This is a genomic window from Novosphingobium decolorationis (assembly GCF_018417475.1).
GTDB classification, from domain to species: domain Bacteria; phylum Pseudomonadota; class Alphaproteobacteria; order Sphingomonadales; family Sphingomonadaceae; genus Novosphingobium; species Novosphingobium decolorationis.
The window spans coordinates 133186-154877 of the sequence record NZ_CP054856.1 but is presented as its reverse complement, the minus strand read 5'-3'; the positions used below and the strand labels follow the sequence as shown (position 1 = coordinate 154877).

Genomic DNA, 21692 nt, shown 5'->3' with positions numbered 1-21692 from the left:
CCGAATTCAAGCCATTTCAGACCAATCCCAACGTGGTAAACGAGCGCTCAAGCATAAGCAGTTGCCAGAGCAACCGCGCGTGGTCGCTCCGGCCGGACACATGCTGCTCCACGAGATGCCCGAGATGGTGCTGGTCAAACCAGCCTGTGGCGGCGAGCCCCTTGCCATGTGCGATTTCCCGTGCCGCTTCCTGAAGCGGCCCCCGAAACCATTGCGCGATAGGCGTTACGAAACCCTGCTTGGGGCGATAGAGGATGTCCTCGGGAAGATGGCGCTGCATCGCCTGCTTCATCAGCCACTTGCCCTGACGTCCCCGCACCCGCAGGTTCTCCGGCAGGCAGGCGGCAAATTCGACGAGGCGATGATCGAGCAGCGGTTCGCGCGCCTCCAGACCGACCGCCATGCTCGTCCGGTCGATCTTGGTCAGGATATCGCCCGGTAGCCAGAACTTGAGATCGGCGTACTGGGCGCGGTCCAGCCCCGAGCGCGCCGGCGCCTTGCGCATCAGCGCCTCGAGCGGCTGCTCCGCGCGGTATTCGCCGCGCAGCCGCTGGAACTCCGGGGAATACAGCCCCTCGCGGAGCTCCGGCGTGGTGTAGGCCAAGGCGCGTGCGTAGCCTTGCGCACTGTCGCCCGCCAGCGCCAACAGGGTGGACTTGGCCCGCAAGGGTCGCGGCGCCCAGTCGGCCTTGGGATAGAGCGCGCCAAGCCTGCCGAACACCGCGGCGCGCATCGACGCGGGAAGCGCGCCGCGCACCCGATCTTCCGCACGCTGAAAGACATGGCGGCGATATCCTGCCAGCGCTTCGTCCGCGCCATCACCTGACAGGGCCACCGTGACATGCTCTCGAGCGAGCTGGCAGACGCGCCAGGTCGGAAGCGCCGAGGCATCGGCGAAGGGTTCGTCGAACATGCCCGCCAAGGCCTCTACGGCCTCGAAATCGTCGGGGGAGACGCGCCGCGTGACATGGTCGGTACCAAAACGCTGGGCGATCTTCTGCGCGTAGGCGGTCTCATCGAGCCCCGCGACATCAAAGCCTATCGAGCAGGTGCGCACAGGCTGCGCGCCGGCGTTGGCCATGAAGGCAACCACGCTCGAACTGTCGACGCCACCGGACAGGAACGCTCCCAGGGGCACGTCGGCGACCATGCGCGAGCGGACCGCCTCCTGCAAAAGTGCGTGAAGTTCCTCTTCGAGCGCAGCCCGGCGCCCGGATCGACGCCCTGCAAAGCTCACGTCCCACCACTCGTTCGGCACCGGCAGCGGCTTGCCGTGGCGCAGGAGGAGGAAATGTCCGGCCGCCAGCTTGTGCACGTTTTTCAGGATCGCGCGGTGATCGGGCACGTAGCCCCAGGTCATGTAGTCCTCGACCGCCAGCGGATCCGCCTCGCGCCGCAACAGCGGATGGGCCAGCAGGGCCTTGAGTTCGGACCCGAAAATGACGCTTCCATCGCTCAAGGTGGCGTAGAACAGTGGTTTGACGCCCAGACGGTCGCGCGCGAGGAACAGGCTGCGCGCCTCCAGGTCATAGATCGCGAAGGCGAACATGCCCTGCAGATGCTGCAGGCAGTCCGTGCCCCAACGCTGCCAGGCCGCCAGGATCACCTCACTGTCGCCATCGGTGCGAAAATGGACGCCGCCGGCCGCCAGTTCATGGCGCAACTCGCGGAAATTGTATATTTCGCCATTGAAGACCAGAACCGCCCGGCCATCGCTCGAGGCCATCGGTTGGGGCGAGCCGGCCAGATCGATGATGGAAAGGCGGCGATGCCCAAGCCCTACCCCCGGCGCCGTCCAGACACCTTCGCCATCGGGGCCACGATGCGCCAGCGCATCGCACATGCCCGCCACCCGCGCCGGATCGACCGGCTTGGGTGTATCCAAATGATATATGCCCACAATTCCACACATGGCGGATGTGCCCTATCTCACCCCGGCCACGGCGTCCATCCAAAGGGACAGATCGCCGGTCGCCTCCAGGAAGTGTCCGATCCTCTGCCGGGCCCTGTCGCCCTCCCCCTCTTCGGCGGAGAGGATGAGTGTGAGCGTGGGCTGCGCCCGCAGGACGAGCTGATCCTCGATGACGGCAAGCTTGAGCCGGGCATTGCTCCCCGAAAGGAGATCTCCATTGCGGTACCAGGTCATCGCCAGGCGTTCGAGCTGGCCATGCGCGACCAGACGTTCGCCGTGGCCGCCCTGGGGAGCGGCCGCCGGTTCCGACCAGGCCCAGGGGCTATCGGGCATCACCGCGCCTTGCCCGAAGCCGCCGGCCTCACGGCCTTCACCCTGGCCCGAATAAAGCGCGATGAAAACATCGACGGTCCCGCCCTTCCCGTCCGCATAACGTCCGAGCAGGCGGTGATCCGCCCCTTGCGCGCGCGGCTCCCACCAGACTTCAGGCGTATAATCAACACGGTGCCAGCCCGGGACTTCGGGTAAGGCGATCTGGGCTGGCAGGGGCGCGGCCAGCTGGTCTCCACTCCAGGCCCAGGCTTTCACCCCCATGAGCAGACCACACAAGGCCAATACGGCCATGAGGCTCCTGCCGCGTCCGATCGCTTCCAGCTTCGCTAGGACAGGGCTGCGCGCGAGTTCTTCGAGGTCGACCATCGGGGCCTCCAACGGCCGATCGAAGAAGCGCCAGGCCCCGGCGATGACAAGCCCCAGAACCACGGCGAAGAAGATCCAGCCATAGACGATGTGATCGAAGCCTGCGGCCACCTCTATCCCCACCTGCTGGGCGGCGTAGATCGTCCCCCAGGCGCGCAGCCCGTTCGCCAGGATCGGCACGACCACACATGCGCCCAGCAAGACAAGGCGCCGCCCCCAGCGCACGAAGCAGACGTTCGCGGCAAGGATGCCGAAGGCCACCATCGCGATCAGGAACTTCACGCCCGAGCAGGCCTCGGCCACCTTGAAGAGGCCGGCAGGTGTGTCGATGAAGACCCCTTCGATCACGGCGGGAATGCCGCTCGCGCGGGTCAGGGCAATGGTGATCTCGGCCGTGACCATCTGGAGCGGCTTCACCAGTTCCTCCCCGAAGGGCACCATGAACACGAGATAGAAAAGCGGAAAGCACAGGGCCATGGTCACGCGCGGCCCGAGCAGCAGGGGGACGCAGGCTCCGAGCAAAGCAACGACGCCCGCCTGGCGCGCGAGGTCCAGCCCCGACACACCGCCCAGCAACCACACGAATGCCGCGCCTGCGACCAGGACCAGGCCCGGCCACCAGGCGGCGGGAGCAAGGCGCGCCAGCTGGCTGCGGCGCTGCCAGACAAGCCATACCTCGACCGGCGGGATCAGCAGCATGTGGTTGTAGGTCGAGATGTCCCACCACTGGCGGGCCATGGCGCCCCAATCGCTCGCAAATCCGACCAGTAGCACAAGCCAGGCGGCAACCAGTGTCATCAACGGTGTGCGCCATGGGCCCGGAATGCGCGCGCGCAGCTCGCGCAAGGCCGTGGGAAATGCAGCGCTAGGCATCGCAGCCCCCCACGCACAGCCCTTCAAGACCGGAAAGTGCCGCCTCCCAACTGGCGTGCTGGCAGACCCAGGCGCGCGCCGTCATGCCCATCTCCCGCCGGATGTCTGGCTGGGTCGCAAGGTGGACGATGGCGGCGGCAAGATCCTCGTCGGTATCCCCGACGCGAAAATCCACCCCATCGCGCGCGGCGATGCCGGTAGCCGCGCCCGATGTCAGGACCACCGGGCGCGTCATCGCCATCGCTTCCAGCACCTTGTTCTGAACACCGCGCGCGATGGACAGCGGCACGAGCGCCATGTCCGCCGCTTCCAGGAAGGGGCGGACGTCGGGCACGCGGCCCCAGACCGTAACACCCTCTTCCTGTCCCAGCGCCAGCACCTCACGCGTGGGATTACGGCCCACGATGTGGAGACTTGCCTGCGGGAAATGCTCCTGCACACGCGGCAGGATCTGGTGCGTGGCGCGCTCGACCGCGGCGATGTTGGGGGCGTAATCCATCTGCCCGGTAAACACGAGACGCGGGAAGCCGGCTGCACGCATCCGAGGCTCGGCCTCGACCACGTCCGGCGCGAAGGTCTGCGCATCGATCCCGTTGCCCATGGACGCTACGCGCGCGGAGGGCTGTAGCAAGCATGTCCGCAAAAGCTCGGCCTCGGCTTCGCTCACAAGCAGCGTGGCGTCGCTGCGCGCGGCGATGCGCGCCTCTTCGGCCGCGAGGAGACGGGCTTCGCGCCACTCCATCCATCGGCGCGGCCCCTTGTGATCCTGCGCATAGGCTTCGAACTTGGCCGAATCGACATCGACAAGATCGGTCACAACGCGTCCGGCGAAGCCATCCGGGACATATTGCGCCATCTGGCCGGAGAAGACAAAGATGACCGCGATATTCGCGTGGGCCAGGACCCGATCAACATAGGCGGCGAGGCGCGGATCGTGAAACGCGCGCAGACTGACCGGAACGCCAAGCGCGAGTGCTTCCAGCGCCGCGCGAGGCACGCTCTTGGTGCGGGGCAGAAGGCAATGGCTCGCCGCAAGGGCAGCCAGTTCCTTCTCATGGTCCCAATCGGCCGGATCGTCGGCAAAGGTGGCGACATGAACGGGGGCAAACCGCGCCAGGGCCTTCAGCACATGGTGCGAACGGATCTTGTCCCCGCGGTCGGGCGGAAACGGCAGGCGATGGGCCAGAAAAAGGATCTCGCCGCGCATCGTGCCTACCCGATCCCGCGCGCAATCAGAGGGCCGAGGCGATTGGCAATGCCCAGCGGCAGGCGCTGCCAAAGCCTCACCTGCAGCGCCCGCTTCGCGCTTTGCGGGTTCATATCGCGCATCGCCGCTCCCGGTGCGGTCCAGCTGGCGTAGGTCAACGCGCGTGGCTCGAACCCCCAGTTGCGCTTGTAGTGGTAGGCGCCGCTGTGCGTCTTGGAACGACCGAAGTCGAAGCTGTGCATCCCCTTGCGCCGAGCGTGGAGCATGAGTTCGAAATACATGCGTTCGTTTGCCCGAAGCCGCCGTGCCGCCCAGGTCCCGCCGCCCCAGTACGGCATGACGGTGCCCTTGTGATAAAGGCTCAGCACGCTGGCCACCGCCTGCCCTTCATGGCGCACAGTCAGGATGTCCGCGTCCTCGCCAAAGGCCCGGAGCACGGCGCCCAGCAGCTTGCGCGGGAAAACCGGCGTACCCAGGTTGCGATAGCTTTCGCAAAAGACGCGGTAATGCTCGGCAAGCGCGTCCTCGCCGCGACCTGCGTGGACTTCCAGGTCGGCCGAGAGGCTCTTGCGCACCTCGGCACGCTGCTTGCGCGGGATCGCCGTGAGCTCCGCCTCGTCGTCTTCGGCGAGAGGGCGCGCGAAGGTGCAATGGGAGCCGTCCTGAAGCGCCCAGCCTCCTTCAGCTTGGGGAAGCAGACCTCCGCGCAGTTCCACCGTTGGACAGGAATAGCGTTCCGCCAGTTCGCGCACGGCATCGAAGAACGCCTGCGGGTCTACCCCATCCTGAACCAGAAGCCCGCCGTCGACCGCAAAACCGCTCGATGCAAGCACCCGGCCGAAGATCGGCGAGGCGATGCAGTCGAGTGGAAGAAGGCCCGAAAGTGCGCCCGCCCGCTCGGCCACCAGAGCCAGCGCCGCGTTGCCTGTCGCCTCGGCCACGGAGCAGAACCAGGCCGGACGATGAAAGGGTGTGCCGAGTGGATGGGCCAGCACGAAATCGTCGATACGGGCACGTTCGCCCCGGTCAGAAAGGTCTGCCAGACGCACGTGCGTGCCGACCGGGGCAAAAGGCGAGTTCACGCCGCCAGCCTCACGGCGCGCTGGCGCTCGGCATCGGCCAGGACGTCCATCCGCCCCCAGCGAAACTCGGCCGTCAAGCGCTGCAGCTTGGCCGCCATCAGGTGAAGGTTCGTGTAGTGACGCAGCCGCGAGCGCAGCGGGGCCCCCTCGACGCGGGGCTGGTCGGGATCGATCTCCCAAGGGTGGAAGTAGAAGGCCGCCGGACGCCCCTCGGCGTTGACCTGGCGGATTGCCCAGCGCGTGAAGGCATAGGGAAGAACACGGAAGAACCCGCCTCCACCGGCCGCAAGCCGCCTTGCACCGACCTCGGCCGTGGTCACCGGGATCTCGACAAGGTCGCTTCCCGCCAATGGGTGGAAGGCAAAGCGCGGCGCCTCGCGCCAGCCATAGTGATCGTGCACCACGGGCGCCACGCTCGAACTGTAGGCATATCCGGCCTCGGCCAGAATCTCGTAGGCCCAGGGGGTGCGCGCATCGATGGAGAAGCTGGGCGCACGGTACCCCTGCACGGACGTGCCGCTCACATCCTCCAGGACCTTGCGACTGCGCGCAAGATCTTCGCGGAAAGCCTCTGCTCCCAGACGGAACACCCGTTCGTGCGCCCAGCCGTGGCTGGCGATTTCATGTCCGGCCTCGGCGATCCGGCGCATCATTGCGGGCGCGCGCTCGGCGATCCAGCCCAGCGTGAAGAAGGTTCCGGTCACGCCTGCCTCGGCAAACAGTTCAAGCACGGCCTCGCAGTTGCGCTCCACCCGCAAGGGTAGGCGATCCCAGTCGCTGCGCGCGATCACGTTCTCGAACGCGCCAACCTGGAACCAGTCCTCGACGTCGACCGAGAGGCCGTTGATCATGGCCTTTGGCCCGACCGCGCTCATGCCGCGCTGCGCTGGTCTCCGCCGCCCTCGACCCATTCGATCAGCATGGTCAGGACGTGGCGCAAGGTCCGCTCCTGTTCGTCGAGCCGGGCTTCCAGCGCCGCCGTTCGCTCATGCGCTTCGGCGAGCTGCGCCTCAAGATTACGCACGAGTTCCGCCGAAGGATCCTCCGCCTCAAGGGCCTGGGCTTCATGGGCTTCGGCCTTGTTGGCGAGCTCGACGACCGCCTGCTGCAGCTCGCAGATCTGGGCGTCACGATCCGCCAGCGCACTTTCGATCAGGGCAATGGCGGCGGGCGCGTCGATACCCGCGTGGCTCGTCCTTGCCGCACTCTTCCCATCGTCATCCGACGCGAATGCAGCCTCGTGCGCGATCGCGACCGAGGCGGGCACCCCGTTGTCGAGCGAATGGTCGGGATGGTGGTGCGCGCTTCGGCTGTCCTCACCCTCGTGGCCATGGCCGATGGTGCCGTCGTGCTTCATCTCGTCCAGCACCTGCGTGAGCATGGCGCTGTCGATCCGCGTGCGCTGCTCGACCGATCCAAGCAGCAGGAGGCGGTTGGCGACCTGGTTGATCCGGCGCGGAACGCCGCCCGTCGCCTCGTAGATGCCGGAAAAGACGCGCTGATCGAAGCTGGGATTGCCGTCCCACCCCACGCAGGTGAGGCGATGTTCGATGTAGGCCTGGACTTCCTTGGGCTGCATCGCGGTCAGGTGGTGGGTTGCGATCACACGCTGGCGCAGCTGCTCCAGCCGGTCGCTTTCCATCAGCGTGGTGCGAAATTCGGGCTGGCCCAGAAGCAGCGTCTGGAGCAGCGGATGTGCCCCCAGCTGGAAGTTCGAGAGCATCCGCAGCTCTTCAAGCGCGGTAATCGAGAGGTTCTGCGCCTCGTCCACGATCAGCAGCGAACGGCGTCCCGCACGCGCTTCCTCGTGCAGGAAGGTCTCGATCGCGCCCAGCGCCGAGGCCTTGTCGTGCCCGTCGACCTCGACCCCGAAGGCGCGCGCGACGACGTGGACGATCTCTTCGCCATCAAGCGCGCTGGTCACCACGTTGGCCGCGGTCATCCGGCCCGGATCGATCGTGGCCATCAGGTAGGCGACCAGCGTCGACTTGCCCGAGCCAACCTCACCGGTGATGGCCACGAAGCCCTCCCCTTGCGCGAGGCCATACCCCAGGTAGGACAGCGCCTTGCGGTGCGTCACGCTCTCGAAATAGAACGCCGGATCGGGCGTCAGCTGGAAGGGTCTGGCTTCGAGCCCGTAGAAATCATCGAACATCGTGAACTCCTCCCTCGAAGTCAGAAGTTGTAGCGAAGGCCGGTAAGGCCTGTCAGCGACCAGTAGTCGCGCACCGTGTCGAGGTCGTAGCTCGAACCATCGACCGACACGGCCAGAGAACCGCGCAGGCGCGGCGTGATCATGTGGTAATAGGAAGCGGCCAGACCATAGGTCGTGACATCGCCGAAGGTGGTGTCGGTCGACGTGATCCAGTTGACATAGCCGTTGGTCGACCAGCCCGCGTTGCGGCCCAAGGGACCCGACAGGTAGAGCGAGGCCCAGGTGTTTTCATCAATCATGCCATCGGCGCTGGCAAGGATGGTCCCCTGCGCGGCGATGTACTTGCGCCGGTCGTAGCCAAGCCCGATCCCGGCGCTCAGACGGCCGATCTGCATGGTGTAGCTGGCCGCGATACCGCGCGCGCGGAAGGCCGAAGCGCGCAGCGCGCCCAGGACGCCCGGAAGGCAGTTGCTGCCCTCCAGCGAATTGACGCAGCCCACCAGATCGCCTGTCACCGGATCGCGCACCGCCTCGAAATCGGTCGGAAGGTCGTTGAGCGCGCGGTTGATCTGTCCGCCGAAGCCAGCCAGGTTGTCGTAGACCGAGACGCTGAGCGTCTTGCGGTCATCGGGCGAATAAGCAAGCTGGCCACCAAAGGTGGTAGAGCCGTAACGGCGCCCCACATGTGCCGAGAACGACGTGCGTCGGCTCGGCCGCCACATCACGGCGACGTCCCACAGGATGCCCGAGACATCGTAGGACAGCTGACGCGGTGAGCTCTTGTCGGTCACGTACTGCCCGTCGCGCCCGATCACGGGCCGATCCTCGGCATCATAAACCACGTCCCGGTTCGAAATCTCGACATCCTCGTACCCGATGGCGCCGACGACCTGTACGGTCCGGCTCACCGGCAAGGTTACCATCGCGCGCGCCTGCATGTCGCGCACGCGCTGGTCGAGAACGGAGATATCCTCCTGGTAGGCGCTCCCGGCTACGGCAAGGCCAACAGGAAGCACCGTGCCCGGCTTGACGCCCGCCTGAAGCTCGACGGACTGCACCACGCTCTCCTCGCTGCGCGTGACACGCTCGCCGTCCGGAGCCGGCAGGAAGGCGTTGCCCTGCTCCACCCGCGAATAGCCCGCGCGGTAGCTGCCCTGAAGATCCACCGCGCCCGCGCGCGTGGCAAGGGTCGGTCCGGCGTAGACCGAGTAGACCGTGCGCCGGTCGTCCCCGCCCAGGTAGCGCGCCGATCCACCCGAGAAGCTCGATTGCGTGGCAAGGCCGCCCGCCTCAAGCGTCAGGCCCGGCGTCACTGTCGCATAGCCACGCGCGACACCGCTCAGGATATCGCTGTCGCGCGCATCCCCCCAACCGATCTGGCGGGCATAGCGCGCGGACAGCGAAAGCCCGGTGCGCCGCCCCTGCAGCCCGGCGTCGACCCCGACTGCGGCCTGGGTATAGGTCAGGACGTCGCTGCCGGGCGAAAGCTGGGCGCTGACGATCTGGTCCAGTTCGATATAGGGGCGGATGTCCACGCGGCGTCCGCCCGTGGCCTTCTCGCCCTGCGCGCCGGCCGAAGGACCGGCACCCGAAGCTCCGTTGCCCGACGTGGCACCGGGACCGGCAGCGTCCTCACCGCCAAGCCCACCATAGCCCATGGTCTGCGCGACGGCGCTGCCGGGATGGACCCCGGACACACAGGCAAGCGCGAGCCCCAGGCCTGCATAGGTCAGAAGGGAATGGCCGCGCATCAATCCTTGTATCCATAATAGGACCCGAAGCGGCGGCCGCTCGGGCTGAATTGCGCGCCGTTCAGAAGGAGCTGCACGTTCGGGCAGCCATCGAGCAGCTTGATCGCATCGTCAAGAGCCCCCTGCCCGGTCCGGTCCGCCCGCACGATGACGATCGCCTGTCCGACATGCTTGGCCAGCTCGGCAGCGGGCGAGGCGGCCAGCGCGGGCGGCGAATCGAAGATGACGATGCGCTGCGGGGCGCCTTGCGTCAGGCGGTCGAGCACACGCTTCGTGCGCGAGCTCGACAGGTACTCGCTGTCGGTGTTGGTGTCCTCGCCCGCAGGCAGGACCCACAGACCCGGAACATCGGTGCCGAGCACGCAGTCGGCCACATCGAGCGTCTCGTCCATCAGCGCGTCCATCAGGCCGCGCCCACCGGGCAGGCCCAGCATCGAGAGAACCGAGGGCTTGGCGAAATCGGCATCGACGAGGAGTACCTCGCTCTCTTTCTCCGCCGCGATGGAAAGCGCAAGATTGAGGGCGCAATAGGTCTTGCCCTCCCCCGGATGGGGCGAACTGATGAGCACGCGCTGCGCGGCGGGCCCCGCCTTCTTGCGACGCAGTTCGGCCGCCTGGGGCAGCACCTGCCGCTTGACGATGCGGAACTCTTCGAGAAGCGCCGTCACCGCCCCTTCGGGCACGATCAGGCCATGCTCGGCCAGGCGATCGCGGTCGATGGGGTGGCGGGTCCCGGAAAAGACCACCGGCTCCTCGACGACCTCCGGGACCGGCTCCACCGGAGCCGCCGCGACGGGCGTCGGATCGGCGGGCGCAGGTGCAAAGTCACTCGCCCGGCGGCGGGGTTGCGGCGCGGCGCTGGCAGGCGGGGCTGCGGCCGGTTCCGGCTCTCCGGCCGGCTTGGCCGCGTTGTCGTTGCGCACGATCCGGCGCGCCTTGCCGCTCGCCGCCGCCTTGGCCGCAACATCGGCGGGAAGCGGATCGGGGCGCGCGATGAAGCTGCCGAAATCGAAGCGGCGCGCGGCCCGCTCGATCAGCGAGGGGCTCTCGCCTTCGGGCTTGCCAGACGGATCGGTCGGCGTGTCGGCCACGTCGGGCGTCGTATCGTCGGCGGGGATCTTGTCCGGTTCGCTCATCTTGCCTTCCCCGCTCATGCGACCATGCCCCGCTGGACGAATTCCACCACGAGCAGCACGACGAGAAGACCGCCGAGCGCCGCCGTCGCGCCATAGAAATACTTGAGCCTGCGCCGCCGCAGCGCGCGCGCGCCCTCGGTCAGGTTCTGCGAGATCGCACCCAGCACGGGAAGGCCCGTGGCGCGTTCCAGACCGGCGGTAGTGGCAAAGACCGAACGCACCTTGCTCAGCGCGAAGGCCGCCGCGCAGCCGCCGCCAAGGCCTACGACCAGCACACCGATCAGCAGCACCGGACGGTTGGGCGCAACAGGCGCACGCGGCGTCGTGGGCGGATCGACGACCTCGAACTTCACCGCCTCGCGCTCGGTCTTCACCTCCCCGCGAATGCGCAGTTCCTCGCGGTCCTGCAGGAGCTTGTCGTATTGCTGGCGCAGCACGTCATAGTCACGCGCGATGCGGTTGGCCTCCGCCGCGAGTTCAGGGTTGGCAATGGCGTTCGCGGTCATCGTGGCGACGTCGGACTGCAACGCGGCCTTGCGCGCGATCAGCGCCTGGACGTTGGCCATGCGTTCGGCACGGATCGAGACCAGCGAGGCGTAGGCCGGGTTGGGCATGCCCGCGCCGCTGTCGCTCTCGGCAGCCGCCGCGCCCTTCAGTGCGTTGACCTGGTTGCGCGCGGCAATGACGTCGGGATGGTTCTCGGTAAGGCCGCGCCCCCGCATCGAGGCCAGGTCGGACTGGGCCTTCGCCAGCGCCGCGCTGGCCGAGCCGGCGCTCCCACCCGGCATCGTGCGCGGCGTGCTGGCGATCTGGCCGTTGATGGCGGCCTGCGCGCTCTGCGCGGCGGCAAGATCGGCCTCGACCCCGCGCAATTCCGAACGGGCGGATTCCAGCCGCTGACTGTTGAGCGCGCCGCCCTGCGCGAGTTCGGGATGCTGCGCCTCGAACGTGGAGCGCTTGTTCTCGGCCGCTTCCAGTTCGCTCTCGCGCTGCTTGAGCTGCTGGTTGAGGAACTGCAGGCTCTCGGCCATCTCGCCGCGATTTCCCGAAAGGTTCTCCTCGCGGAAGATGTCGATCAGCTTCTGCGCGACATTCTGGGCCAGCTTCGCGTTCTCGGCATCGGAGAACGACCCGTTGCTGGCCGTCGCCCGGATCTCGAAGAGGTTGTCCTGCTGCGCGACGACCGAGACGTTCTTGCCCAGCGCCAGGACCGCCGCCTCCATCGCCTTGGGATCCTCGATGGTGTCCCCCAGACGCGTCGCGCGCACCACCTTTTCCAGGTTCACCGCGCTCGTGAGCGTCTGGCGGATGCGCTCGATGTCGCGCTTCTTGTCGGCCACGCCGATGCCCACCTGTTCGGCCAGGGCATCGTCCAGCTGGATGAAGATACGCGCACGCGATTCGTACGAGTTGGGGATCAGGGCCACGGCCAGCCACCCCACCAGGCAGATCGCCCAGGCGCAGGCGAGCGCGATCCAGCGCCGGTGCCAGACGCTGTGCATCGCTGCGAGCAGTTCTTCATACAGCGTGTTCATGGCTGCGCCCTGACCTTCAGAACATGCTCTCGGGGATGATGATGACATCGCCCGGCGAGAGCATCACGTTGGCCTTGCTGTCCCCTTCCTTGAGGAGGTCGGAGAGACGCAGCTTGTATTCCTTCTGCTTGCCGCTGGTCTTGTCGAAGCGGATCAGGCGCGCGCGGTTGCCCGCCGCGTACTCCGACAGTCCGCCCACCGCGATCATGGCATCAAGCAGCGTCATGTTCGCGCGGTAGGGGATCGAGGCCGGCTTCTCGGTTGCGCCAACCACGCGGATCTGCTGGCTGAACGTGCCCGAGAAGCTGTTGACGATCACCGAGACGAGCGGGTCCTCGATATACTGCGAGAGCTGCAGGCGGATGTCCTCGGCCAGCATCGCGGGTGTCTTGCCCACGGCGGGCATGTCGGTGATGAGCGGCGTGGTGATGCGCCCGTCCGGCCGCACCTGGACCTTGGCGCCGAGTTCCGGATTACGCCACACGAAGACAGTCAGATCGTCGAGCGGGCCGATGATGTACTCCTCGCCCGGCCCTTCCTGCATCGCCACGAACGTCGCTGGCGGCAGTTCGGGCGCGCTGGTCGTGGCGCAGCCCGACAGCGCAAGGCTGGCCAGTGCGCATCCGGACACGAGTGTGGCAAGGCGATCAAACCGCATGACTTCTTCCCTCTGACCCCGTTCGTCCTTCCCGCACATCACATTCGCGCACAGGTTAAGGCTCGGGCAAATTCCACCCTGCCCTATGGCCAGAAAGGGTGAACATTGCGTTAGCCTTACGCACTAACTCTAGCCCCAGTCCCGGAATGGGACAATGCCCCACCCCTTCCTGCAATCGTTGTCAGACAAGCCGCTCCAAGGCAGGCCCCTGCCCCAGGAACGAGGCCGGGCTCGCGCTTGCACCATAGGCGCCCGCGCAGAACACCGCGACGAGATCGCCGACGTCCGCGCGCGGGAAACCGGCCTTTTCCGCGAGCTTGTCGAGCGGCGTGCACAGGCACCCGACGATCGAGACCTCCTCCTCGACCGGCGCGCCCAAGCGCGTGGCAATGGCGACCGGGTAGTTGCGCCGCACCACCGTCCCGAAGTTGCCCGAGGCAGCCAACTGGTGGTGCAACCCGCCATCGGTCACAAGAAAAGTTTCACCATGGCTCGTTTTTCGGTCGAGCACCCGGGTGAGATAGACCCCGGCCTCCCCCACCAGGTAGCGGCCAAGCTCCATGCAGAAGCGCGTGTCCTGCAGGATCTCCGGGAGCCGCTCGAAACGCTGCGCCAGCGCGCCGCCGACAGCCTCCAGGTCCACCGGAGTGTCCGGACCGAAATAGGGGATGCCAAGTCCGCCGCCCAGATTGCAGTGGGGGGGCGCTTTGCCCACCTCCTGGGCCAGCCGCGCGGCGAGATCGAGCGTCTGCCCCTGCGTTTCGGCAATCGCACTGGCATCCAGCGCCTGGCTGCCCGCGAATATGTGGAATCCGCGCCAGTCCGCATCGGCGTCCAGCAGGCGGCGCACCAGCGCCGGAACCCGCTCCGCATCGATGCCGAAGGGCTTGGCGCCGCCGCCCATCTTCATGCCTGAGCCCTTGAGGTCGAAGTCCGGATTGACGCGCACGGCCAGACGCGGACGCAGGCCCAGCTTCTGGCCAAGGGCGAGCGCGCGGGTTGCTTCGCCCTCGGACTCCAGGTTGAGCGTGACACCGTGGACAATGGCCGCTTCCAGCTCGCGGTCACGCTTGCCGGGCCCGGCGAAGCTGATCTCCCCGCCCGCAACGCCGCAGGCAAGCAGTTCGCGCAGTTCGCCGCCCGAGGCGATGTCGAAGCCATCGACCAGCCCGTGCATCAGCGAAAGCACAGGACCGAAAGGATTGGCCTTCACCGCGTAGTGCAGCGCGAGGCGCGCGGGCATGGCCGCGCGCAGCTGGGCGATACGCGCGCGGATACGCTCTGCGCTGTAGAGGAAAAGCGGCGTATCCCCCACCTCCTCGACCCAATGCGTCACGGGCCTTCCAGCGACGACAAGGACACCGTCGATGGCCTCGAACCCTGCGGGAATGGGACCGAGCGGCTTCATGCCGGCACCTCGCCGGTCAGGCTCGCGCGGATCTCGGCGGCAAGGCCTGCCCGGTCAATCTTGCCATTGGGCCCCGTGGGCAGGGCGCTGCGCCAGTGAATGACCTTGGGCTGCATGAAATTGGGAAGTTCCTTCATCAGCGCGCGCGGCAGGCGCGCCTGCGCCTCGGGCGCGTCGATGGCGGCCCTGACGACGAGGTGGACCGCCTGCCCCAGCCGCGCATCGGGAACGCCCAGCGCGACCGCCTCGGCGACAAGACCGCTGGCGAGCGCTGCATCCTCGACTTCCTGCGGACTGATGCGGTTGCCCGCGCTCTTGATCATCGCATCGCGCCTTCCGACAAAATAGAGAAAGCCCTGCGCGTCGCGCCGCACCCGGTCGCCCGACCATACCGCGATGCCGCCGGTGTGCGAGGCCGACGGAGCCGGTCGGTAGCGCTCGGCGGTGCGCGCCGGGTCCTGCCAGTAGCCCTGCCCCACCAGCGGACCGCAATGGACAAGCTCGCCCTCCTCGTCGTCCGCCGCGATCTCACCGGCATCGTTGATGACCAGGATCTCGGCATGGGGCACAGCCTTGCCCATCGAGGTGGGACGCTCCTCGATCAACGCCGGATCGAGATAGGTCGAACGAAACGCCTCGGTCAGGCCGTACATCGCGTAAAGGCGCGCCTCGGGGAAAAGCGCGCGCAGACGGGCCACGAGGTCCGGGGTCAGTGCCCCGCCGCTGTTGGTCAGGCGGCGCAGGTGCGCCGCCGTCTCGGCAGGCCAGTCGAGCTCGCACACCTGCACCCAAAGCGGGGGAACGGCGGCCAGTGTCGTGATCCGGTGACGCTCCACCGCCCTCACCAGATCACGGGGCAGAAGATAGTCGAGCGGGACGACGCAGCCCCCGGCCAACCAGGTCGAAAAGAGCTGGTTCTGACCGTAATCGAAGGCCAGCGGCAACACGGTGAGCGTGCGATCCTGCGCACTGAGCTGCGTGTACTGCGCCACGCTCTCGGCCCCCAGCCACAGGTTTGCATGGTTCAGCATCACGCCCTTGGGCCGTCCGGTCGAGCCGCTGGTGTAGAGAATGGCGGCCAGATCGGCCGTGTCCGCAGCCGAGGGAGGCAGAGGCTCATCCATTTGCGCAGTCTGCGCCAGCGCGTCAGCCTCTTCGATGCAGCGGCAGCCCTCGGGCACGTCGCCTTCGCGGAGGCTCGCCAGACGGCTTGGCGTGCCCAGCAGCAGCACAGCGCCACTGTCAGAAAGAATATGCGCCACCTGTGCGTGTTTCAAAAGCGGGTTCACCGGCACATGGACCAGCCCGGCCCGCGCGGCGGCAAGCGGCATGAGGCAGGCCAGCTCGCCCTTCGCCGCCCAGGTTGCGACCCGCGCGCCCGGCTCGGGGACCTCGCGCGCGAGCCAGGCGGCCAGACGCCCCACACGCAATCTTAAGGTCTTGTAGTCCAGCACCGTTTCGCGCAGCACTAGGGCCTGCGCGGACGCCTCCCCCATCTCGATGACATGGTCGACAGGGCGTGCCGGGACCGGCAACGGGGGGGAGAGCGTGGAACGCATGGCGATGGAATTGACCCGCAAATCATGAACATTTCGGTTAGCGCCTCGATCTACCACCAGCCGCTGCGCGAAGTCCAACCCGGCGCGCGCCTCGATACCCTGCTTTGTGAGGAGGCGCACGCGCCCTTCGACAGGCTGTGGTGGTGGCAGGCGCTCGAGCGCCATTGCGGCCTTTGCGGCACGCTCCACGGCGCCCGCAGCGAGGCTGGCGAGGCGCTGCTGGCCCTGCACGAGGCCGCGCCGGGGCACCTGGTCGCGCTTGCCAACTGGTACACGTTCCGCTTTCGCCCGATCGTGCGCGGCGATCCGGCGTTGTTGGCTCCTCTCGCCAAGGCGCTCAAACCCCTCGCCCGCCGGATCACGCTCGACAAGGTCCCGGACGAGGATGGGAGCGCCCACGCCCTTGTCCAGGCCTTTCGCGCGGCCGGATGGTGGGTGTTCTGCGAGCCGTGCGACACCAACCACGTGCTCGAGGTGCGCGGGCGCGATTTCGCAACCTACCACGCGACGCTTCCCGGCCCCTTGCGCACGACCCTCACGCGCAAGAGCGGCAAGGTGCGCGCGCAAGTCCTCACGCATTTCGACGCCGACGCCTGGACGCAATACGAAGCGATCTACGCCCAAAGCTGGAAGGGCGAGGAAGGCTCCCCCGCCTTCCTGCGCGCCTTTGCTGAGGCCGAAGGGGCCGCCGGGCGCCTGCGCCTTGGCCTTGCCCATGACGCATCGGACCCGACAGGGCCCGCCATCGCGGCACAGCTGTGGAGCCTTGAGGGCGATACCGCCTTCATCCACAAGCTCGCCCATCGCGAGAGTGCCCGCGCGCTGTCGCCCGGCTCTGTCCTCACCGCCGCGCTTCTTCGCCACGCGCTCGACACTGACAAGGTGGACCTTGTTGACTTCGGGACCGGCAATGATCCCTACAAGCGCGACTGGATGAACGCCGAACGCCCACGCTATCGCATCGAGGCGTTCCGCCCCGGCGCACTTGCCAATGTGCCCCATCTGGCGGGCCGCCTAGCCGCGCATTACCTTGCCGCACGCCTCCCGCGCGGCTAGAGGCGCGCGGGAGATAGATATGCCTGTTTTCGAGAGGGCCATGGCAGACACCACCGACCAGACCTTGCGCGCAATCCTCACCGACGTGCTCGGCCTCGCACCCGAACAGACCGCCGCCTTCAAGGCCGACACCGGCCTTTTTGGGCATCTTCCCGAACTCGATTCGATGGCCGTCGCGGGCCTCCTCACCGAGATCGAGGACCGCTTCGATATCCTGATCGAAGATGAGGACGTCGACGGCGAGATGCTCGAGACGTACGGCGCACTGCTCGCCTTCGTCTCGGCCAAGACCGCGCAAGGCTGACGGGACCGGACGGGCGCACATGGACTATATTCCCTGGCCCGATCCGACATTTCCGAGAGAGCCTGCCTACGCGCTCACCTTCGAAGGCGGTGGACCCTATCGCCTGCTGATCGTCCCGGCGCTCTTCGATGAGGGCAACCGCCTTCGCCGCCTGACGGTCGAGGTCCAGCGCCGCCTTGCGGGGCGCCACACGATCGCGAGCGTCCTGCCCGACCTTCCCGGCTGCAACGAGAGCCTGGTCCGGCTGGAGGCGCAGGACCTTGCAAGCTGGCGGGGGGCCATGGAGGCCTGCGCGGCGCACATCGGCGCAACGCATGTCCTTACCCTTCGCGGCGGCGCACTGGCCGCGCCTCGCGCCCTCCCTGCGCTCCACTACGCCCCCGTCAAAGGCGCTGCGATCCTGCGCCAGATGCTGCGCGCGCGCCTCGTTTCCGCACAAGAGGCGGGCCGCACCGAAACACGCGCGGCCCTGGAAGAGCTGGGCCACACCCAGGGCCTTGATCTCAACGGCTATCGCATCGGCGCGCGCCTTTTCAGCGACCTTAAGCAGGCCGAGCCGCGCGGCGACGCGCAAGACCTCCCCCAATCGCAGATCGGCGGGGCGGGCCTCTGGCTGCGCGCCGAACCCGGTGAAAGCCCGGAGCAGGCCGACACGCTTGCGCGCGCTGTCGCCGAGTGGGTGGAACGGACCGCCCTGCCATGACCCGGCGTCCCATCCTGTTCCCCTGCGCAGAGCAGCGCCTTGCCGGAACGCTCGACCTCGCGGACGGCACCACCGCGCTCCTGATCGTGAGCGGCGGCAACGAGACGCGCGCCGGGGCCTGGGACGGGCAGGCCGCGCTTGCTGCCCGGATTGCTGAGGCGGGCTATCCCGTCCTGCGCTTCGACCGGCGCGGCGTGGGCGATAGCGAGGGAGCCAACGGCGGGTTTCGCACGGGTGGCCCGGACATCAAGGCCGCACTCCAGGCCCTGCGCAGGCAGTGCCCACAGGTCGCTCGCATCGTCGCCTTCGGCAATTGCGATGGGGCCGCCGCGCTCATGCTGACGCGCGCGCAAGGGTGCGACGCGCTCGTCCTTTCCAATCCCTGGACCAGCGAGGGTGAGGAAGAGACCGCGCACTCGCCCGACGCGACCCGCGCGCACTACCGCGGCCGCCTGACCGATCCCGCCGCGATCCGGCGCCTGCTGTCGGGCAAGGTTCGCCTGGGAGGCCTTGTCCGAAGCCTCATCACAGCGCTTCGTCCGGCACCTGTGGCCGGCGGCCTCGTGGGCGAATTTGCGACCGGAATTGCGACCTTTCACGGGCCGATCCGCTTCCTCGTCGCCGAGCGGGACCGGACCGGACAGACTTTCCTTGGCCGCTGGAACAAGGCTGACCCGCGTATCCATCGCTGCCCGGGCGCCTCGCACAGTTACGTCGAGCCCCACGCGCAGGACTGGCTTTTTGCGCAGATCCTGGAAGTCTTACGCGAAACGGGCCGGAGCACGGGATAATTCCCGCACTCCGGCCCGCTTTCAGTTCGCTCTCGTGAGGGCGCGCAGCGGCGTCCGGCCGATCAGCCCTGAACGGTCTCGGTCACGCCCGCGAATTCCTTCTCGGCAAGGTAACGCTCGGCATCGAGCGCAGCCTGGCAGCCCATGCCCGCCGCGGTAATGGCCTGGCGGTAGGTGTGGTCGCAGACGTCACCAGCCGCGAAGACGCCCGCCACGTCGGTCTTGGGGGTGCCGGGGGTGACGAGCAGGTAGCCGGTATCGTCCATCGCCAGCTTCCCCTTGAACAGCTCGGTCGCAGGCGCGTGGCCGATGGCGACGAATGCTCCGTCGGCCTCGAACTCGCTGGCATCGCCGGTCACCGTATCGGTGAGCGCGAGCGCGCGCAGTTCGCCGTTGTCACCGGCGAGGAACTCGTCGACCTTCTTGTTCCACAGGACCGAAACCTTGGGATTCGCTTCGAGGCGGTCCTGCAGGATCTTCTCGCAGCGCAGCGAATCGCGGCGGTGGATCAGGGTCACGTTGTCCGAGTGGTTGGTGAGGTAGAGCGCCTCTTCCACGGCCGTGTTGCCGCCGCCGATCACCACGACCTTCTTGCCGCGGTAGAAGAAGCCGTCGCAGGTCGCGCAGGCCGAGACGCCCTTGCCCGAAAGCGCCTGCTCCCCCGGAACACCCAGCCACTTGGCCTGCGCGCCGGTGCAGATCACCAGCGTGTCGCCCTCGTAGGTGTCACCGCCGTCACCGGTCGCCACGAAGGTCGGGCCCGAGAGATCCACGTCGGTGATCGTGTCCCACATCATGCGCGTGCCCACGTGCTCGGCCTGGGCCTGCATTTCCTGCATCAGCCAGGGGCCCTGGATCACTTCGCGAAAGCCCGGGTAGTTTTCCACATCGGTGGTGATGGTGAGCTGGCCGCCGGGCTGCAGGCCCTGCACCACGATCGGCTCCATGCCCGCGCGCGCGCCATAGATCGCGGCGGAAAGGCCGGCGGGCCCCGAACCGATAATGAGCATGCGGGTCTTGTGATTGGTTGCCATCGGGCGGTCTCCGGAGAAATGCGGGAATCGGGCGAATATCGAGCGGGGGAAATAGGAACTTTCCGGCCCTTTTGCCAAGTCGGGCGGGGAAAGGATTTCGTGGCCTGCCTAAATCGGCGCTTGGCCGCCCCTTCCCGGCGCGCAGGCGCGCGTCAGGGAGTTGACCTTCCTGCGGGGCCGGGCCACCTCTGCTTCATGGACTCCCAGCTTGGCCCGACTTCCAACCGTTTCGTCTCGCAGCGCCTGCGCCTGAATTACGTGGAATGGGGCAATCCCGACGCGCCCCCGCTGATCCTGCAGCACGGCGGACGCGACCATTGCCGCAGCTGGGACTGGGTGGCCGAGGAACTGCGCCGAGACTGGCACGTGATCTGCCCCGACCTGCGCGGACATGGCGACAGCGACTGGTCGCGCGAGGGGCACTACGGGATGGACGCCTTCGTTTTCGACATGGCGCAACTCGTTCACACGCTGGGTTATCCGCAGGTCAGTATCGTGGGCCATTCGCTGGGCGGCGCCATCGCGACACGCTTTGCCGCGCTCTATCCCGAACGCGTTGCAAAACTCGTCGCCATCGAAGGGCTGCGCCCTGTGGAGGGCCCCTGCCGTGATCGGGAGCGGCAATCGCCCGCTGACCGGCTGCGCACCTGGATTTCCAGCAAGCGTGAGGCGGCCGGGCACCCGGCGCGCCGCTACACGACCCGCCGCGCAGCCTTTGAGCGCATGCTGGCCGCCAACCCATTCCTGAGCGAGGCGCAGGCGCGCCACCTCAGCATCCATGGCGCCAGCCGCAACGAGGACGGCAGCTGGAGCTGGAAGTTTGATCCCTATGTGCGGATTTCACAAACCATCGATGTCACCACCCCGGAACTTCATGCCCTGTGGGGTGAGATCACGTGTCCGGTGCTGCTGATGGCTGGCCTCAAGAGCTTTGCGCAGAGCCCGGCCAAGGACGGACGCATGGACCTGTTTCGCAAGGCAAGGCTGATCGAATACGAAGAGGCCGGGCACTGGGTCCATCACGACCAGCTCAGCCGCTTCGTCGCAGATGTGCGGGCATTCCTGCAAGACTGATATCCGGCAGGCCGGTTTGGCAGGGATGCAAGGACGCCCTGCCTTTCGGCCCCGAGTAGCCAGCCTCGCCAGCGCGAGGGATGCGTCTGGGCAGCCCGCACACGATGGCCCTCGGGCCTATTTTTCGGAGACTTGCTCTGAAGTGCCCGCACCGTCGGCATCCCCGGCCACGGCCGAGCCGCCAAACGGCAGCGCAAAAGCGGCAATCGCCAACCCAAGCCCGAACAGCACCGCCGGAATGACGGCCGCTGCCGCACGCGAGCGCGGCACCTCCTCCTCTCGCGCCGTATGCCGCACACGAACAGAGTACCGCACGCGGACGGAGGTTTCAGACACGTGGGTGCGATCAGGGGCCATGGAGCGGTAACGCGCAGGCGGACCCGCGCGTTCCCGCCCGGTGCGGTCCGGATCAGTGGAGGAGGTAGAACCCCAAGGCCGCCCAGCACGCCAGACTGAGCACGAAGCCCGCGATCAGCCCGCGCGGATCGTGCTCACCGGCACGGTTCTCCAGACGCTGCATGGCATAGACCTGGCGCGATCCGGAATCGAACATGATGCTATTCTTGTTTGCGACCTGCACGGTGACATCCCCAAATAGTGGTCGGCATCTTGCATTCTGCAAAACCGACCGCGTTTACTCCAAACATCCGAGTGCACTTCTTAGTGTCATCCCGAATGGCCCTTCGACGCCTTGACCTATAACAAGATTGCAGCACTTTTTCCAGATCGAATGCGCAGCAATCCAAAAATACCGC

Annotated in this window: 19 protein-coding genes; 5 read left to right on the top strand and 14 right to left on the bottom strand. The window is 67.2% G+C overall.

Going from position 1 to position 21692, the window contains the following annotated elements; genetic code table 11:
- Positions 1–16: 16 nt before the first annotated feature.
- From HT578_RS00795 to HT578_RS00740, 12 genes are all read right to left on the bottom strand, one after another.
- Entirely contained in the window at positions 17–1912 is a 1896-nt protein-coding gene (locus HT578_RS00795) for an XrtA/PEP-CTERM system amidotransferase (protein WP_213501553.1), read from the bottom strand.
- 12 nt (positions 1913–1924) lie between these two features.
- A complete protein-coding gene (xrtA, locus tag HT578_RS00790) occupies positions 1925–3484 on the bottom strand; it encodes an exosortase A (RefSeq protein ID WP_213501551.1) in 1560 nt (519 codons plus the stop codon).
- Positions 3477–4691, bottom strand: a complete 1215-nt coding sequence (locus HT578_RS00785) for a TIGR03087 family PEP-CTERM/XrtA system glycosyltransferase (protein ID WP_213501549.1) — start codon at positions 4689–4691, stop codon at positions 3477–3479. Before HT578_RS00785 ends, xrtA begins: the two co-directional genes overlap by 8 nt.
- 5 nt (positions 4692–4696) lie before the next feature.
- The gene (locus HT578_RS00780) at positions 4697–5773 is read right to left on the bottom strand and encodes a FemAB family XrtA/PEP-CTERM system-associated protein (protein ID WP_213501548.1); all 1077 of its coding nucleotides are present in this window, start codon (positions 5771–5773) and stop codon (positions 4697–4699) included.
- Positions 5770–6624 carry an XrtA system polysaccharide deacetylase gene (locus HT578_RS00775; RefSeq protein ID WP_213501546.1) on the bottom strand — a complete coding sequence of 285 codons (855 nt, stop codon included), beginning with the start codon at positions 6622–6624 and terminating at the stop codon, positions 5770–5772. The genes HT578_RS00780 and HT578_RS00775 overlap by 4 nt, the downstream gene beginning before the upstream one ends.
- A 20-nt stretch (positions 6625–6644) precedes the next feature.
- Positions 6645–7928, bottom strand: a complete 1284-nt coding sequence (locus HT578_RS00770; RefSeq protein WP_213501544.1) for an XrtA/PEP-CTERM system-associated ATPase — start codon at positions 7926–7928, stop codon at positions 6645–6647.
- A gap of 20 nt (positions 7929–7948) precedes the next feature.
- On the bottom strand, positions 7949–9679 hold the full coding sequence (locus HT578_RS00765; protein ID WP_213501542.1) for a preprotein translocase subunit YajC: 1731 nt from the start codon (positions 9677–9679) through the stop codon (positions 7949–7951).
- A complete protein-coding gene (locus HT578_RS00760) occupies positions 9679–10815 on the bottom strand; it encodes a P-loop NTPase family protein (protein WP_239026417.1) in 1137 nt (378 codons plus the stop codon). Before HT578_RS00760 ends, HT578_RS00765 begins: the two co-directional genes overlap by 1 nt.
- 14 nt (positions 10816–10829) lie before the next feature.
- Positions 10830–12350, bottom strand: coding sequence for an XrtA system polysaccharide chain length determinant (locus HT578_RS00755; protein WP_039394001.1), 1521 nt, complete (start codon positions 12348–12350; stop codon positions 10830–10832).
- A gap of 16 nt (positions 12351–12366) precedes the next feature.
- Positions 12367–13008: an XrtA/PEP-CTERM system exopolysaccharide export protein gene (locus HT578_RS00750; RefSeq protein ID WP_148626490.1), complete on the bottom strand. Its 642-nt coding sequence runs from the start codon at positions 13006–13008 to the stop codon at positions 12367–12369.
- A gap of 181 nt (positions 13009–13189) precedes the next feature.
- Positions 13190–14416, bottom strand: coding sequence for a pyridoxal-dependent decarboxylase, exosortase A system-associated (locus HT578_RS00745; RefSeq protein ID WP_213501540.1), 1227 nt, complete (start codon positions 14414–14416; stop codon positions 13190–13192).
- Positions 14413–15975 carry an acyl-CoA ligase (AMP-forming), exosortase A system-associated gene (locus HT578_RS00740; RefSeq protein ID WP_213501538.1) on the bottom strand — a complete coding sequence of 521 codons (1563 nt, stop codon included), beginning with the start codon at positions 15973–15975 and terminating at the stop codon, positions 14413–14415. Before HT578_RS00740 ends, HT578_RS00745 begins: the two co-directional genes overlap by 4 nt.
- 24 nt (positions 15976–15999) lie before the next feature.
- Between HT578_RS00740 and HT578_RS00735 the strand changes: the two genes are divergently transcribed.
- From HT578_RS00735 to HT578_RS00720, 4 genes are read left to right on the top strand one after another with little or no spacing between them, the layout of a single operon-like run.
- The gene (locus tag HT578_RS00735; protein ID WP_213501536.1) at positions 16000–17031 is read left to right on the top strand and encodes a GNAT family N-acetyltransferase; all 1032 of its coding nucleotides are present in this window, start codon (positions 16000–16002) and stop codon (positions 17029–17031) included.
- Between the two features lie 40 nt (positions 17032–17071).
- The gene (locus tag HT578_RS00730; RefSeq protein WP_213501535.1) at positions 17072–17335 is read left to right on the top strand and encodes an acyl carrier protein; all 264 of its coding nucleotides are present in this window, start codon (positions 17072–17074) and stop codon (positions 17333–17335) included.
- A 19-nt stretch (positions 17336–17354) separates the two neighbouring features.
- Positions 17355–18038: a hypothetical protein gene (locus tag HT578_RS00725; protein ID WP_213501533.1), complete on the top strand. Its 684-nt coding sequence runs from the start codon at positions 17355–17357 to the stop codon at positions 18036–18038.
- The gene (locus HT578_RS00720; protein WP_213501531.1) at positions 18035–18829 is read left to right on the top strand and encodes a hydrolase 1, exosortase A system-associated; all 795 of its coding nucleotides are present in this window, start codon (positions 18035–18037) and stop codon (positions 18827–18829) included. Before HT578_RS00725 ends, HT578_RS00720 begins: the two co-directional genes overlap by 4 nt.
- Positions 18830–18891: 62 nt before the next feature.
- Here HT578_RS00720 and trxB read toward each other — a convergent pair whose 3' ends face one another.
- Positions 18892–19863, bottom strand: coding sequence for a thioredoxin-disulfide reductase (trxB, locus tag HT578_RS00715; protein WP_039394024.1), 972 nt, complete (start codon positions 19861–19863; stop codon positions 18892–18894).
- A 195-nt stretch (positions 19864–20058) separates the two neighbouring features.
- Here trxB and HT578_RS00710 point away from each other — a divergent pair, with 195 nt between their 5' ends.
- Positions 20059–20937 (top strand): alpha/beta fold hydrolase, encoded by an 879-nt coding sequence (locus HT578_RS00710; RefSeq protein WP_213501529.1) that lies wholly within the window; start codon positions 20059–20061, stop codon positions 20935–20937.
- 409 nt (positions 20938–21346) lie between these two features.
- On the opposite strand, the gene HT578_RS00705 is transcribed toward HT578_RS00710, so the two are convergent.
- Positions 21347–21490: a hypothetical protein gene (locus HT578_RS00705; RefSeq protein WP_159108108.1), complete on the bottom strand. Its 144-nt coding sequence runs from the start codon at positions 21488–21490 to the stop codon at positions 21347–21349.
- Between the last annotated feature and the right edge of the window lie 202 nt (positions 21491–21692).